This window comes from Agromyces binzhouensis (assembly GCF_042672355.1).
Taxonomy (GTDB): domain Bacteria; phylum Actinomycetota; class Actinomycetes; order Actinomycetales; family Microbacteriaceae; genus Agromyces; species Agromyces binzhouensis.
This window is the reverse complement of record NZ_JBHXVJ010000007.1, coordinates 68,937-83,762: the sequence shown is the minus strand read 5'-3', so window position 1 is coordinate 83,762 and position 14,826 is coordinate 68,937. Positions and strand designations below refer to the sequence as shown.

The window sequence follows — 14,826 nt, the reverse complement described above, 5'->3', positions numbered from 1 at the left end:
CGACCGGCGACATCCGCAGAAGCGACACGCGGCGCGACATCCCCTGTTCACAATCCGGGGGGTCAGTACGCCGCCGCGGTGTTGAACGAGACGAAGGCGCCGCGCAGCATCTCGATGGTCTCCTCGTCGAGCGCGGCGTGCACGCTGAGGCGCACGGTTCCGAGTCGGGTCGTCGTGGTGAGCCCGTGGTTGTGCAGCGACGCGGTGAGCACGGTGACCTGCTCGGGTTCGGGCTCCAGCACGACGATGCCGGCGCGCTCGCGCTCGTCGCGAGAACTGACCACCGGGACCGCGAACTCGTCGGCGAGGTCGATCACGCGGCTGACGTTCTCGGCCATGCGGGCGTTGACCGCCTCGACGCCGACCTCGGCGAGCTCCTCCAGCGCAGCGGCGAAGCGGGCGGCGGCGACCGGGTCGGGGTTCGACACGCGGAAGGCCCGAGCCCCGGGCGCGGGCGGCGGCACCTCGTCCCACACCTCGTCGTCGACCGTGCCGGTGTAGCCCGAGAAGACGGGCGTGAGCCGCTCGGCCGCGCGCTCGGAGAGGGCCATGACGCCGGTGCCCCAGCCGGCCCGGCACCACTTCTGCCCGCCCGTCACGACGACGTCGGCGGCATCCCACGGCGCATCGACGATGCCGAAGCCCTGGATCGCGTCGACGATGAGCAACCGGTCGCCGATCACCTGCCGGATGCCCTCGAGGTCGCAGAGGTACCCGGTGCGGCTGTCGACGAGGCTCACGGCGACCGCCGCGACGTTCGCCTCGAGCTGGTCGCGGATCAGGCCCGGCGTCACCTTGCCGTGGTCGGTCTCGAGCCAGGCGGGCTGCACCGAGTGCAGGGCCTCGTTCGCACGCACCGCGGCGATCGGCACGCTCGGGAACTCCGCCGGCGAGAGCAGCACCGTGCCGGTGAGCCCGAACATCGCATGCATGAGCCCGGTGGTGGTGTTCGGGATCGCGACGATGCGGTCGGCGGCGATCCCGGTCAGGGCGGATGCCGCGTCGCGGAGCCTGCGGTCCTGGTCGCGGAACGCGTCCATGCTCCCGTGCCGGGCGCGCTCGAGCACCTGCGTGAACGCCAGGGCCTCCTCGGCGGCGACGCGGGCCAGCGGCCCGACTCGTGCGTAGTCGAGGTAGCCGGGCTCCTCGCCGAACCCGGCCAGGTAGTCGTCCATGCTCACGTGCGGTGCCCCCTTCTCCGAGGCATATCCTGACAGACTCCTGATCGGATCGTGAGCGTCGTCAACCGCCGTACCGCCGGTGCCGGCGGGTGTAGTCGCGGACGGCGCGCAGGAAGTCGACCTCGCGGAGGTCGGGTCCGAGCGCCTCGACGAAGTAGAACTCGCTGTGCGCGGCCTGCCACAGCATGAAGTCGCTGAGGCGCTGCTCGCCCGAGGTGCGGATCACGAGGTCGGGGTCGGGCTGGCCGCCGGTGTAGAGGTGCTCCCCGATGAGCTCCGGCGTGAGCGATTCCGCGAGGTCCTCGAGGCTCCGTCCCTCGGCATGGTGGGATGCCACGATCGAGCGCATCGCATCGGTGATCTCGCGACGTCCTCCGTAGCCGACGGCGAGATTCACGTGGAGGCCCTTCTTGCCCTCCGTCCGATGCTCCGCGGCGTCGAGGGCGGCGACGAGCGGCACCGGGAGTCCGGCGTCCGATCCGACGTGCTGGACGCGCCAGTCGCGGTAGTGGCTGAGCTCCTCGGCGAGTTCGGCGATGATCTCGATGAGGTCGGCGAGCTCCTCGGACGTGCGATTGCCCAGGTTGTCGGACGAGAGCAGGTAGAGCGTCACCACCGAGATGCCCAGGTCGTCGCACCACTCGAGGAACTCCCGCATCTTCGCGGCGCCGGCACGGTGGCCGTGCACGGCGGAGTCGTAGCCCAGCTGCCTCGCCCACCGACGGTTGCCGTCGATGATCATCGCCACGTGTCGTGGCAGTTCCGCCTCGTCGAGTTCCCGGCGGAGCCGATTCTGGTAGAGCCGATAGAGAAGGCCGCGACCGGGGCGCTGATCGCTCGTCTGCACCCGACCACGCTACTCCCCTGCGCGCGTTCGGACACTCACAGCAGGCCGTGATGAGGCTCCCCCTACGCTGGCAGCATGACCCAACGCGAACCCGAGGACGTCGCCGAGCACCTGCACCGACCGGCGGCCGAACTCGATCGCGCCGACGCCGCGGTCGCCGCCGACGAGCGCCTCGGCCCCGACATCCCGAACCTCCCCCTCATCGACGCCTCCCCGGAGCATCCGGCCGACGTCAAGCCGACGTGGCGAGGGTGGATCCACGCCGCCACCTTCCCAGTCACCATCGTGGCCGGCATCGTGCTCATCGCCCTCGCCGACGGCGCGCCCGCGAAGTGGGCGTCGGCGGTCTTCGTGCTCACGTCGATGCTGCTCTTCGGCAACTCGGCGCTGTACCACCGGTTCGACTGGAAGCCGCGCACGAAGGTGATCCTGAAGCGCGTCGACCACGCGAACATCTTCCTGCTCATCGCGGGCACCTACACGCCGCTGGCGATCCTCGCGCTGCCGCCGGAGAAGGGCTGGCTGCTGCTCGGCCTGGTCTGGGCGGGCGCGCTCGTCGGCATCGCGTTCCGGGTGTTCTGGATCGGCGCACCGCGCTGGCTGTACGTGCCGATCTACATCCTGCTCGGCTGGGCCGCCGTGATGTACCTCGGCGACCTGCTCGAGGCCAGCGTCGCGATGATGGTGCTCGTCATCGTCGGCGGCCTGCTCTACACCGGCGGCGCGATCGTCTACGGGCTCAAGAAGCCGAACCCGTGGCCCGGCCACTTCGGCTTCCACGAGATCTTCCACGTCTGCACGGTGCTCGCGTTCATGTGCCACTGGACGGCGACCCTGCTCATCGCGATCGACCCCGTGTACCACACGGGCTGACGGGCGGACCGCGTCGACCCGGCCGGACCGCAGGTCCGGCGCGAGGCTGCTACCGCTCGTCTCGGGCCGGACCGCAGGTCCGGCGCGAGGCTGCTACCGCTCGTCTCGGGCCGGACCGCAGGTCCGGCGCGAGGCTGCTACCGCTCGTCTCGCTCCGCCGGCGGAGCATCGGATGCCGGGGCGTCCGCCTGCGACGCATCCGCGTCCTCGACCGGCGTGTCGCCGCCGGCCGCGTCCTCGGCCGCGGCGGCCTCCTCGGCCGCGATGCGCTCGCGCGCCTCGGCCCGATAGTTCACCCGGCGGATGCGTCGGACCATGTCGATCACGAGCAGCAGCACCGCGGCCATGATCAGGATGGTGGCGATGAACCCCACCACGCCGGGAGTGACGTCGTTGGGGTCGAACTCCTCCTCGGCGGCCGCGACGAGCGTGAGCGCCGACGCGAGCGCGGGGCTCATCGGCGGTCTCCGCGAATGGTGACGGCGGGCGCGACGAGCATCGGATTCCCTTCAGGGACGGCGGGTTAGGCTGGGAGCCAAGCCTAGACGATCCACCCGGGAAGGAGCCGCGCGGTGCCCCGACGCGAGTCCGCCGACGCGGCGGCCGAGGACGCCGCACTCGATGGCGTCCCCGCACCGGCGGGAACCCGATCCTCCACCGACGCGAGCGGATCGACCGGCGCACCCGACCTCGCCCGGCGGTACGGCCGCACGCCCGCTCGCCGTCGCCGCGACCGGTCCATCCTCATCGGCGGCGCGATCGCGTTCGCGGCGGTCCTCGTCTCGTGGGTGGTCTGGGCGGGGCTCGACGGCAACACGCCCCTCGTGCAGGCCACCGATCTCGGTCACGAACTCCTCGACACACGCGCGGTCGAGGTGACCTGGCGGCTGTCGGTTCCGTCGGGGAACGCCACCGCGTGCGTCGTGCAGGCGTTCAACGAGGACTTCACCGTCGTCGGATGGAAGGTGGTCGAGATCCCGGCGTCCGACCGGCCGTTGCGCACCTTCACCGAGACCGTCCGGACGGCGCAGGAGGCCAACACCGGTTTGATCTCCACCTGCTGGCTTCGGTAGAATGGGTGATTCGCCCCGGCACACGCTGGGGCGACATGTCTATCCACGGGAGTGTGCACCATGGCGCAGGACGCCACCGTCACCTGGCTCACCCAGGAGGCCTTCGACCGCCTGAACGCCGAGCTCGAGCACCTCTCCACGACCGGCCGGGACGAGATCGCCAAGCGCATCGAGGCCGCGCGTGAGGAGGGCGACCTCAAGGAGAACGGCGGCTACCACGCCGCGAAGGACGAGCAGGGCAAGCAGGAGGCCCGCATCCGCCAGCTCACCGAGCTGCTCCGCCACGCCGAGGTCGGCGAGGCGCCGACCTCGAGCGGCGTCGTCGAGTCCGGCACCGTCATCACCGCGGTCGTCGCGGGCGACGAGGAGCGGTTCCTCATCGGCAGCCGCGAGATCGCGGGCGACTCCGAGCTCGACGTCTTCAGCGAGCAGTCGCCCCTCGGCGCGGCGATCCTCGGCCTGAAGGTCGGCGATTCCACCACGTACACCACGCCGAACGGCCGCGAGATCGCCGTCGAGATCACCGGCGTCGACACCTGGTCCGGGCAGTGACGCGCTGACCCGGTGAATCGCGAACGGCCCCTCCGATCGGAGGGGCCGTTCCGCGTTCCGGGATCAGCCGCCGGTCACTCGGCGATGATCTCCGGCTCGTATCCGGCGCGACGCAGGATCGCGACGACCTCCTCGCGATGCACCGGCCCCCGCGTCTCGACGGAGAGCTGCAGCGCGACCTCGGAGATCTGCATGCCGGCGCCGTGGCGCGTGTGCAGCACCTCGACGACGTTCGCGTTCGCCGCGGCGAGCAGCTCGGAGATGCGCGCGAGCTGGCCCGGGCGGTCGGGCAGCCCGATCCGCAGCGTCAGGTAGCGGTCGGATGCCGCCAGGCCGTGTGCGATCACGCGCTGCATGAGCAGCGGGTCGATGTTCCCGCCCGAGAGCACGACCACCATCGGGCCGTCCGAGCGCACCCTCCCGGTCATGAGTGCGGCCACCCCGACCGCCCCGGCCGGCTCGACGACGAGCTTCGCCCGCTCGAGCAGCACGAGCAGCGCCCGGGCGATGTCGTCCTCGCTGACCGTGACGACCTCGTCGATCGCGTCGCGGATGATCTCGAAGTTCAACTCGCCGGGCCGGTACACCGCGATGCCGTCGGCGATCGTCGGCACGACCGGGACGGCGGTCGGCTCGCCCGATGCCAGCGACGGCACGTAGGGCGAGGCGTTCTGGGCCTGGACGCCGATCACGCGCACCGTCCGGCCGAGCGCCGCGGCCTTCTGCTTGGCCGCGCTCGCGATGCCGGAGGCGAGCCCGCCGCCGCCGATCGGCACGACGATGGTCGTCGCGTCCGGAGCCTGCTCGAGGATCTCGAGGCCGAGCGTGCCCTGTCCGGCGATGACGTCCGCGTGGTCGTAGGGCGGGATCACGGTCGCGCCGGTCTCGGTCGCGAACCGGGCGGCCGCCTCGAGCGTCTCGCCGATCGAGTCGCCGCGGAGCACGACGTCGGCGCCGTACGCCCTGGTCGCCTCGAGCTTCGGCAGCGCGACGCCGACGGGCATGAAGATGGTCGCCCGGATGCCGAGTTCTCTCGCCGCGTAGGCGACGCCCTGCGCGTGGTTTCCGGCGGACGCCGCCACGACGCCCCTCGCGCGTTCGTCGGCGGTGAGCGACGAGAGCCGGTTGAATGCGCCGCGGAGCTTGTAGGACCCCGTTCGCTGCAGGTTCTCGCACTTGAGGTGCACCGGCACCCCCGCGATCGCGCCGAGGTAGCGCGAGGTCTCCATCGGCGTGCGGCGGGCGATGGCGGCGACCGTGCGCTGGGCGTGCTCGAAGTCGGCGAGGGTCGGGCCGGGGAGCGCTGCTCCGGCGGTTCCGCTCACCGCGGCGGAGGTGGTGTCGAGGGCGTGGTTCATGTCACCGTCCGTATCCGGGTCGCTGGGGTACCGTGCGCCACAGCGGAGATCGGATCTCGGCGGGCGGGGGCGGTTCGGCCTGCCTCCAGGCGCCGCCCGAGATGTACATGATCATGACGTTGGCCACGGCGGCGACCGGCACCGCGAAGAGCGCGCCCGGGATGCCCGCGAGGAGCGACCCGGTGGCGACCGCGACGACCACGCCGAGCGGATGCACCTTGACGGCGGTGCCCATGATCAGCGGCTGCAGCACGTGACCCTCGACCTGCTGCACCAGCAGCACGACGCCGAGCATCGCGAGCGCGATGCCCCAGCCGTTGTAGACGAGTGCCACGAACACGGCCAGCGCACCCGTCACGACCGCACCGACGATCGGGATGAACGAGCCGAGGAAGACGAGCACGGCGATCGGGATCGCGAGGGGAACGCCGAGGAGGAGCGCGCCGAGGCCGATGCCGACCGCGTCGATGGCCGCGACGAAGATCTGGACGCGGACGAAGTTCTCGAGGGTCGACCAGCCCGATCGGCCGGCCCCGTCGATCGCGGCGCGCGCGCGGCGGGGGAAGATCCCGACGATCCAGTCCCAGATGCCGCGGCCATCGATCAGGATGAAGAGCGTGGCGAAGAGCGCCAGCAGGAGCCCGGCGAGGAAGTGCCCGATCGACGAGCTCACCGACAGCGCGCCCGACACGAGCACCCCGCTCTGCTGCTGCGCGGCCTCGACCACCTGCTGCACCACCTGGTCGAACTGCTGGGAGGTCACGTGCAGCGGCCCTTCGAGGAGCCAGGCGCGGAAGTCCTCCCACGCCACGACGCTCTGCTCGGCGAGGTCGGCGGAGCCGCGCACGATCTGGGAGATGCCGAGTGTCAGCAGCCCTCCGACGAAGGCGAGCGTCGCGACCATCGCGGCGGCGACCGCGAGTCCCTTGGGCCACCGGTGCCGTTGGAGGAACTCCGAGAACGGCACGAGGAGGGCCGAGATGAGCATGGCGACGAGGACCGGGATGATCACGAGTCGCAGCTGGATGACCAGGAAGATGACGACGGCGAGCACCCCGCCGACGAGCAGCAGCCGCCACGACCACGCGGCGGCGACGCGCATGGGATAGGGCACGGATGCCGCCGCGTCGCGCACGGGCTCGGCATCCGGCCGCTCGGCGCCTCGGTACGCCCGCTCGGACGTGGAGGATCGGCGCACGCGCATCCGCCGCGCACGCGAGGTCCCCTTCGCCTCGGTCACCGTCACAGTCTAGGCGCGGGTGCATGCGCGGACGGCCATGTGTCGGCGGTCATCGCTATGGTCGAGACACCATGGTCGACCAGGTCTCTCCCGCGCTCGCACGTCGCATCGCCCTCGCTGCCCAGGGCTTCGGTCGCGCCGCTCCCGAATCGCCCGGCACGCGACAGCTCGCGGGCGTCGTCGACCGGCTGGGGCTCCTGCAGATCGACTCGGTGAACGTGTTCGAGCGCAGCCACTACCTCCCGGCGTTCAGTCGTCTCGGCTCGTACGACCGCGAGCTGCTCGACCGGATGTCGTGGGGGCGCAAGGGGCGCATGGTCGAGTACTGGGCGCACCAGGCGGCCTTCATCCCGCGCGACCTCTGGCCGCTGTTCGAGTTCCGGCGTGCCGAGTACCGCCGGGAGGGCGCGTCCGCCTGGGGCGGGTGGCTGACCGAGAACCGCGACCTGGCGACCTGGCTGCTGGCCGAGCTCGCCGAGAACGGGCCGATGCCCGCGAGCGCGATCGAGCACGATGCGAACGAGCGTCGGGGCCCGTGGTGGGGCTGGTCCGACGCGAAGCGCGCGCTCGAGTGGATGTTCCGGACCGGCGAGGTCGTCTGCGTCGAGCGCCGGCGATTCGAGCGCGTCTACGCGCTGCCCGAGCAGGCCCTCGAACCGCACCTGCTCGAACACGGGCCATCCGAGCCCGACGCGATCCGCGTCCTCGTCGAGCGGGCCGCGGTCGCGCTGGGCATCGCGACCGTCGCCGACCTCGCCGACTACTGGCGGATGCTCCAGACGCAGGTCCGGCCCGCGATCGCCGACCTCGTCGACGCGGGGGTGCTGGTGCCGGTGGAGGTGCCGGGCTGGGGCAACGGCGGCCGGGCGGCGACCGCCTGGGTGCACCGCGACGCCCGACGACCCCGACGCATCGAGGCCGTCGCGCTGCTCTCGCCGTTCGACCCCGTCGTCTGGTTCCGCCCGCGCACCGAGCGCCTCTTCGACTTCCACTACCGCATCGAGATCTACACCCCGGAGCCCCAGCGCAAGTTCGGCTACTACTCGCTGCCCGTGCTCCTCGACGACCGCGTGGTCGGCAGGGTCGACCTCAAGAGCGATCGCAAGGCGGGCGTGCTGCGCGTCCAGTCCGCCTGGGCCGAGGCCGGCGCCCCCGGAGACACCGCAGAGCGGCTCGTACCGGTCCTCCGCGCAGCGGCGGCATGGCAGGGCCTCGACGACGTGACGGTGACCGGTCGCGGCGACCTCTCGCCTGCCATCCGCTCGGCCCTCGGCGACTCCGCGCGGGCGACGACCGTACCGACGAGCGCCGTCCCGTGACGCCGAGCACCCCGGCCACGACGGAGGCGGTCTAGAAGCTCCGGCCCATCTCGTGCAGTCGCTTCACCCGATCGGGGATCGGCGGGTGCGTCGCGAACAGGCGGTCGATCACGCCGGGCTTCAGCGGGTCGGCGATCCAGAGGTGCGCCATCGACGAGTTCTGGCGCCGCATCGGACGGCCGTACTGCTCGAGCTTGAGCAGTGCGCGTGCGAGCGCGTCGGGATGACGGGTGGTCATCGCGCCCGTGGCATCCGCCAGGTACTCGCGCTGCCGCGAGATCGCGAGCTGGACGAGGCTCGCGACGAGCGGCGCGATGAGCATCGCCACCAGGCCGAAGATCATCACGACCGGGTTGCCGTTGCTGTTCCGCCCGAAGAAGGCCATGCGCACGAACATGTCGGAGATGAAGCCGACGGCGACGACGAGGCCGAACACGATCATGGAAAGCCGGATGTCGTAGTTGCGGACGTGCCCGAGCTCGTGCGCCATGACGCCCTCCAGCTCGGAGTCGTCCATGATCTCGAGCAACCCCGTGGTCGCCGCGACGATCGCGTGCTCGGGGTCGCGCCCGGTGGCGAACGCGTTCGGTGCAGGATCCGAGATGACGAAGACGCGCGGCATCTGCGTGCCGGTCGTGATCGAGAGGTTCTCGACCGTGCGCCAGAGCCGCGGATGCTCCGACACGCTGTGGATCTCGACCGCGCCCGACATGGCGAGGGCCTGCCGGTCGGCGGTGAAGTACTGGAAGAGCGCGTACGCCGTCGCGATGACGAGCGTGATCACGACGATGGTCAGGTCCTGGTAGATCACCGCGGCGAGGTAGCCGAGCCCGCCGACGATGGCGAGGAAGAGCAGGATCGTGAAGACGGAGTTGCGCTTGTTCCGGGCGATCGCTCGGTACATCGGCGGCTAGAACTGCACGCGCGGAGGTTCGGCGATGGCCGCCGCCTCCGTCACCTCGAAGAACTCCCGCTCGTGGAAGCCGAGGCTGCGCACGAACAGCGTGTTCGGGAAGACCTTGATCTTCGTGTTGAGCTCGCGGACGCCGCCGTTGTAGAACCGGCGCGACGCCTGGATCTTGTCCTCGGTGTCGACGAGCTCGGACTGCAGCTGCAGGAAGTTCTGGCTGGCCTGGAGCTGCGGGTACGCCTCGGCGACCGCGAAGATCGACTTCAACGCCTGCTGCATGTGGTTCTCGGCAGCGGATGCCTCGGCCGGGCCACCGGCGGAGAGCGTCTCGGCACGTGCCTTGGTGACGTTCTCGAAGACGGCTTTCTCATGGGCCGCGTAGCCCTTGACCGCCTCGATGAGGTTCGGGATCAGGTCGGCGCGACGCTTCAGCTGCACCGTGATGTCGCTCCACGCCTCGTCGACGCGGACGTTCAGCGTCACGAGGGAGTTGTAGGTCGCCCACAGGTAGATGCCGATCACCAGGACGAGGACGACGACGATGATGAGCGGGATCAGCCATTCCATGGCGGGGACTCCTGAGGCTTCGGCGACGAATTCACTGGACGATCAATCCTAGCGATCGGCCCCGCGAGGCGCCTCAACTCCCATGAGACTCGAAGCGAGCGGAGGCGTCCCTCCGGGGCGTAGGCTCGGCCACGTGGACGAGTCCGCCACCCCGCACGCACGACACCGCGCACCGACGGCGGCCGTGGCCGCGACCGCACCCCGTGGGACGCCCGAGGGCGACGGCGCGGACTCCGTCATCGTCGTCCGCGACCTGCACGTGCGCCGCGCGAGGACGCCCGTGCTCCACGGGCTCTCGCTCACGGTGCAGCGCGGGCGGATCGTCGGCCTCCTCGGCCCGAGCGGCAGCGGCAAGACGACGCTCATGCGCTCGATCGTCGGCGTGCAGGTCGTGCAGTCGGGCACGGTCGAGGTGCTCGGACTCCCCGCCGGCTCGCGCGAGCTCCGCCGCCGCGTCGCGTACGTGACCCAGCAGCCGAGCGTGTACGACGACCTCACCGTGCGGCAGAACCTCGCCTACTTCGCCCGCGTGCTCGGCGTCCGGAGGACGAAGGTCGACGAGGCGATCGCGAGGACGCATCTCGGCGACGTCGAGCGACGCCTCGCCGGCTCGCTCTCCGGCGGGCAGCGGAGCCGTGTCTCGCTCGCCGCCGCACTCCTCGGCGACGCCGAACTGCTCGTGCTGGACGAACCCACGGTCGGGCTCGACCCGGTGCTGCGCGTCGAGCTGTGGGAGCTCTTCCACCAGTTGGCGAACGAGGGAGCGACCCTCATCGTCTCGAGCCACGTGATGGACGAGGCCAAGCGCTGCGACCAGCTCCTGCTGATGCGGAACGGCGAGCTGCTCGCCGACGCGTCGGTCGCGAGCGTGCTCGCCGCGACCGGGACCGACGACATGGAGACCGCGTTCCTCACGCTCATCGAGCGCGCGACCACGCCGATGACCGACGAGGAGACGTCGCGATGACGCCCGCGCGCACGCTCGCGACCGCCGGTCGGGTGCTCAGCCAGATCCGGCACGATCCGCGCACCATCGGGCTGCTGCTCGTCGTGCCGAGCCTGCTCATCGGCCTCGTCGCCTGGATCTTCACCGACACCGACGTGTTCGCGACGATCGGCCCGGCGATGATCGCGCTGTTCCCCTTCATCGTGATGTTCCTCGTCACGAGCATCGCGACGCTCCGCGAGCGGCGTTCGGGGACCCTGGAGCGGCTCTTCTCGATGCCGCTCGGCAAGGGCGACTTCATCCTGGGCTACGCGCTGGCGTTCGGACTCCTGGCGATCTTCCAGACGGCGATCGCGGTGTCGTGGGCCGTCTGGGTGTGCGGCCTCGAGATCGAGGGGTCGATCTGGCTCCTGTTCGCCGTGGCGGTCTCCGATGCCCTCCTCGGCACGGCGCTCGGGCTCCTCGCGAGCGCGTTCGCGCGCACCGAGTTCCAGGTGGTGCAGTTCATGCCCGTGCTGGTGTTCCCGCAGATCCTGCTGGGCGGGATCTTCCTGCCGCGCGACCAGCTGCCCGAGGTGCTCCAGGCGATCGGCGACGCGCTCCCGCTGAGCTTCGCGATCGACGCGCTGACCGCCGTCGCCGACGGTTCGGAGGACGCGGCGTGGATCTGGGGGAAGGTCCTGGTGATCGGGGCCTGGATCGTCGGGTCGATCGTGCTCGGGTCGATCACGCTGCGCCGTCGAACGCCCTGACCTCCGACCGGCCGCCGGCCCCTTCGGCGCCGCCCAGCACGCGGTCGAGGTACGGGTTGGCGAATCGCCGCTCCGGATCGAGTTCGGCGCGCACCGCGAGGAAGTCGTCGAACCGCGGGTACAGCCGCCGGAGGGACTCGGCGGTCTGCGTGTGCATCTTGCCCCAGTGCGGCCGTCCGCCGAGCGAGCGCATGATGTCCTCGACCCCCGCGAAGTACGCGGCAGGGTCCTCGCGAACGTAGCGGTGGACGGCGATGTACCCGGTCTCCCGCCGATACGCGGTCGACAGCCAGTTCTCGTCGGGAGCGGCGGCCCGTACCTCGATCGGGAAGCTGATGCGCCATCCGCGGGTCGCGATGAGGGAGCGGATGGCGCGGAACGCCTCGGGAACCGCGTCGAGCGGGATCGCGTACTCCATCTCGCGGAACCGAACCGACCGGTTCGTCGTGAAGACGTTCGGCGAGAGGTCGCTGAAGTCCCGGTTGCCGGTGAATCGCTCGACGAGGCGCGCGAGGGGCGGCGTGGCACCGGGGGCGACCGTGCCGAGCGCGCACATCGCCCGGTAGACGCCGTTCGCGAGCACCTCGTCGGAGAGCCAGCGCTCGGCGCGACCGAGCGGGTTCCGTCGGGCGTCGCCCGGCAGCCGCGTGTTGGTCTTCGTGAGGGCCGTCACCGTGTGCGGGAACCAGTAGAACTCGAAGTGGTCGTGGGCGCGGACGCGCGGCATCCACTCGTCGAGGACCTGGTCGACCGGCTCGGTCCGCTCGACGGCGTGCAGCACGAACCGCGGCACGAGCTGGAGCGTGAGCTCGGTGAGCACGCCGAGGGCCCCGAGGCCGAGCCGCACCGCGGGGAGCAGTTCGGCCCGCTCGGCCTCGCCGATCGTGAGGAGCTCTCCCGTGCCGGTCACGATCCGAGCGCCGACGACCTGCGTCGCGAGACCGCCGAAGCGGATCCCCGTCCCGTGCGTCCCGGTCGAGGTCGCGCCCGAGATGGTCTGCCGGTCGATGTCGCCCATGTTCGCCATCGCGAGCCCGTAGGGCTCGAGCAGGTGGGGCAGGCGATGCAGCGGGGTGCCGGCGCCGAGCGTGACGCGGCCGGAGGCGGCATCCGCGGCGAGCACGCCCGAGAGGTCGGTGAGGTCGAGCTGGATGTCCGCCGCTGCCGCGATCGCGGTGAAGCTGTGGCCGGACCCGACGGGCTTGATGCGCCGACCCTCCGCGGCGAGCACCGCACGCTGCACCGCACCCTCGTCGGCCGGACGCTCGATCCGATTCGGGCGCACCGCCGCGGTGCGCCCCCAGTTGCGCCAGACCGCTCCGCTCGCCGTCACAGGAATGCCTCCCCCTCTCCACGATACGTCGGCACCGTGCCGACGAACTCGTCGCCGTCGACCACGGCGAACTCGTTCAGGTGCTCGGCGAGCTCCCCGGACTTGGTGTGCCGGAACCACACCCGGTCGCCCGGTCGCAGGCGCCCGGCGCCGTCGCCGGTCAGCGGGGTCTGCACCTCCCCCGCACCCTCGCGCGGCAGCATCCGGAGCCCCTCCGGCCAGACGATGCGGGGCAGCCTGTCGGCCGCGGGAGGGCCGGACGCGACCCAACCGCCGCCGAGGACCGTCGCGTGCCGCGGGCTCGGGGAACGCACGACGTCGAGCGCGAACGCCGCGGCCGGCGCGGGCGTGAAGTGGGCGTAGCCGTCGAAGAGATGACCCGCGAGGATGCCGGATCCCGCGCCGAGCTCGGTGATCGACGGGTCCGCGGCGGTCGCCTCGAGCGATCCGGTGCCGCCGCCGTTCACGAACTCGAGTTCGGCATGGCGCCGCACCGCGGCGACCGCGCGGGCGCGGCGCTCGACGAGTTCGGGCAGCGAGCGGGACTGCATCCAGCGGTTCACCGCCCCGTCGACGGGGCGGCCGCGCGGTGCGTTCGCGACGCCCGCGATCTGCGCCTCGTAGGCCATCAGCCCGACGACGCGGAAGCCGGGACGCGCGGCGACGTACGCGGCGAGCGCGCCGGCGTCCTCGGGCTCGTGCACCGGCGAGCGGCGCACGCCGAGGTGGCCGAGCAGGGGCGCGTGCCAGGATGCGTCGAGTTCGAGGCACACCCTGAGGGTCTCGCGCTGCGCCGGCGGCAGGACCGCGTCCACGAGGTCGAGCTGGGCGGGCGAGTCGACCATGAGGGTGATGCGGCGCGCGAGGTCGGGGTCGGTCGCGAGCCGGCGGATGCCCGCGACCTCGGCGGTCGGGTAGCCGACGACGAGGTCGTCGAGCTGCGGCATCCGCTCGGCCAGCCGGATCGCCTCGCCGAGGGCGTACGCGAGGACGCCCCGATAGCCGGGCAGCGCGAGGAGCGCCTCGACGACCGCACGGACCCGGATCGACTTGGTGGCGATGCGGATGGGCGTGCCGGCGGCGCGGCGCAGCATCTCCTGCGCGTTCCAGCGCAGGGCGCCGAGGTGCAGGGCGCCGACCGGCGCGTCGAGGTGCCGAGTCGCCTCGGTGAGTGCCGGCCAGTGGGCGGACGGCTCGAGCCACGTCCGTGCGGCGGACGGACGGAGGTCGAGCGCGGCCGGAGGCGTCGGTGCTGCGGCGGCGTCGGTCCGGGTCACGTGGGGTCCGCCATTCTCGAGAGCGCGTCGGCGGCCGCACGCGCGGCCGCCAGTGCCGCGCGGTCGTCGCGGTGGACGAGCCAGTTCAGGGTGATGCCGTCGGAGAACGCGACGAGCACGCCCGCGACCTCCGAGACCGAGGCGCGCCACGCGACGCCGGCGCGCTCGGCGGCCAGCGTCAGCGCCTCCTCGGCGAAGTCGGCGTAGCGGCGGTACTGGGCGACGGCGACCGGATGGCGCTCCGGCGCGCGCAGGGCGTGCTGCGTGAGCTCGAGCATGGCCTGCTCGCGCGCCGGATCGGCGCGGAGGTGCTGGAGGTAGCGCAGGAAACCCGCCTCGATGACCTCGCGCAGGTCGCCGTCCATCTCCGGCAACGGCAGCACGGCCTGCGTCTCACGGGCCACGACCGCCGCCGTCAGCTCGTCGAGGAACACCTCGCGCGACGGGAACGCGTAGTGGAAGCTCGCGAGGGACATCCCCGCCTCGGCGACGATGGCCCGCGTGGAAGCACCGGAGATGCCCTCGCGGGCGATCACCCGCAGGCCTGCCTCGATGAGCGCCGGGCGGCGCTCGGCGGCGGACATGCGGGACACGGCAC

General features: G+C 71.8%; 16 protein-coding genes. 6 read left to right on the top strand and 10 right to left on the bottom strand.

Annotated features, from left to right (window positions below; translation table 11 throughout):
- Positions 1-62 precede the first annotated feature (62 nt).
- Both ACFVHK_RS13230 and ACFVHK_RS13225 read right to left on the bottom strand, forming a co-directional pair.
- Entirely contained in the window at positions 63-1,175 is a 1,113-nt protein-coding gene (locus ACFVHK_RS13230) for an aminotransferase class V-fold PLP-dependent enzyme (RefSeq protein ID WP_376929335.1), read from the bottom strand.
- Positions 1,176-1,242: 67 nt separating this feature from the next.
- Entirely contained in the window at positions 1,243-2,028 is a 786-nt protein-coding gene (locus ACFVHK_RS13225) for an isoprenyl transferase (RefSeq protein ID WP_129234427.1), read from the bottom strand.
- Between the two features lie 75 nt (positions 2,029-2,103).
- On the opposite strand from ACFVHK_RS13225, the gene trhA reads away from it, so the two are divergent.
- Complete coding sequence (gene trhA, locus ACFVHK_RS13220; RefSeq protein ID WP_376929198.1) at positions 2,104-2,901, top strand: PAQR family membrane homeostasis protein TrhA; 798 nt, start codon at positions 2,104-2,106, stop codon at positions 2,899-2,901.
- A gap of 137 nt (positions 2,902-3,038) precedes the next feature.
- Here the strand turns inward: trhA and ACFVHK_RS13215 are convergent, their stop codons facing one another.
- A complete protein-coding gene (locus ACFVHK_RS13215) occupies positions 3,039-3,359 on the bottom strand; it encodes a hypothetical protein (protein ID WP_376929197.1) in 321 nt (106 codons plus the stop codon).
- A 114-nt stretch (positions 3,360-3,473) separates the two neighbouring features.
- Between ACFVHK_RS13215 and ACFVHK_RS13210 the strand changes: the two genes are divergently transcribed.
- Both ACFVHK_RS13210 and greA read left to right on the top strand, forming a co-directional pair.
- On the top strand, positions 3,474-3,974 hold the full coding sequence (locus tag ACFVHK_RS13210) for a DUF4307 domain-containing protein (RefSeq protein ID WP_376929196.1): 501 nt from the start codon (positions 3,474-3,476) through the stop codon (positions 3,972-3,974).
- A 60-nt stretch (positions 3,975-4,034) separates the two neighbouring features.
- Positions 4,035-4,526, top strand: coding sequence for a transcription elongation factor GreA (greA, locus tag ACFVHK_RS13205; RefSeq protein WP_376929195.1), 492 nt, complete (start codon positions 4,035-4,037; stop codon positions 4,524-4,526).
- A gap of 74 nt (positions 4,527-4,600) precedes the next feature.
- On the opposite strand, the gene ilvA is transcribed toward greA, so the two are convergent.
- Positions 4,601-5,884 carry a threonine ammonia-lyase gene (gene ilvA / locus ACFVHK_RS13200; RefSeq protein WP_376929194.1) on the bottom strand — a complete coding sequence of 428 codons (1,284 nt, stop codon included), beginning with the start codon at positions 5,882-5,884 and terminating at the stop codon, positions 4,601-4,603.
- Between the two features lies 1 nt (position 5,885).
- Entirely contained in the window at positions 5,886-7,124 is a 1,239-nt protein-coding gene (locus ACFVHK_RS13195) for an AI-2E family transporter (protein WP_376929193.1), read from the bottom strand.
- A gap of 71 nt (positions 7,125-7,195) precedes the next feature.
- On the opposite strand from ACFVHK_RS13195, the gene ACFVHK_RS13190 reads away from it, so the two are divergent.
- Entirely contained in the window at positions 7,196-8,443 is a 1,248-nt protein-coding gene (locus tag ACFVHK_RS13190) for a winged helix-turn-helix domain-containing protein (protein ID WP_376929192.1), read from the top strand.
- Positions 8,444-8,474: 31 nt separating this feature from the next.
- Here ACFVHK_RS13190 and ACFVHK_RS13185 read toward each other — a convergent pair whose 3' ends face one another.
- Complete coding sequence (locus tag ACFVHK_RS13185) at positions 8,475-9,347, bottom strand: M48 family metalloprotease (RefSeq protein ID WP_129233868.1); 873 nt, start codon at positions 9,345-9,347, stop codon at positions 8,475-8,477.
- Positions 9,348-9,353: 6 nt separating this feature from the next.
- Positions 9,354-9,920, bottom strand: a complete 567-nt coding sequence (locus ACFVHK_RS13180; RefSeq protein ID WP_129233870.1) for a LemA family protein — start codon at positions 9,918-9,920, stop codon at positions 9,354-9,356.
- Positions 9,921-10,053: 133 nt separating this feature from the next.
- On the opposite strand from ACFVHK_RS13180, the gene ACFVHK_RS13175 reads away from it, so the two are divergent.
- Together ACFVHK_RS13175 and ACFVHK_RS13170 are read left to right on the top strand one after the other, a co-directional pair.
- Positions 10,054-10,887, top strand: coding sequence for an ABC transporter ATP-binding protein (locus tag ACFVHK_RS13175; RefSeq protein WP_376929191.1), 834 nt, complete (start codon positions 10,054-10,056; stop codon positions 10,885-10,887).
- Positions 10,884-11,618, top strand: a complete 735-nt coding sequence (locus ACFVHK_RS13170; RefSeq protein WP_129233874.1) for an ABC transporter permease — start codon at positions 10,884-10,886, stop codon at positions 11,616-11,618. Before ACFVHK_RS13175 ends, ACFVHK_RS13170 begins: the two co-directional genes overlap by 4 nt.
- Here ACFVHK_RS13170 and ACFVHK_RS13165 read toward each other — a convergent pair.
- Genes ACFVHK_RS13165 through ACFVHK_RS13155 form a run of 3 tightly spaced genes read right to left on the bottom strand, consistent with a single transcriptional unit; the run spans position 11,593 to position 14,812 of the window.
- Entirely contained in the window at positions 11,593-12,951 is a 1,359-nt protein-coding gene (locus ACFVHK_RS13165; RefSeq protein ID WP_376929190.1) for a D-arabinono-1,4-lactone oxidase, read from the bottom strand. The two genes, ACFVHK_RS13170 and ACFVHK_RS13165, sit on opposite strands and share 26 nt — an antisense overlap.
- Positions 12,948-14,228: an alanine racemase gene (locus ACFVHK_RS13160; protein WP_376929189.1), complete on the bottom strand. Its 1,281-nt coding sequence runs from the start codon at positions 14,226-14,228 to the stop codon at positions 12,948-12,950. The genes ACFVHK_RS13165 and ACFVHK_RS13160 overlap by 4 nt, the downstream gene beginning before the upstream one ends.
- Positions 14,225-14,812 (bottom strand): TetR/AcrR family transcriptional regulator, encoded by a 588-nt coding sequence (locus ACFVHK_RS13155; protein ID WP_376929334.1) that lies wholly within the window; start codon positions 14,810-14,812, stop codon positions 14,225-14,227. The genes ACFVHK_RS13160 and ACFVHK_RS13155 overlap by 4 nt, the downstream gene beginning before the upstream one ends.
- Positions 14,813-14,826: the final 14 nt, after the last annotated feature.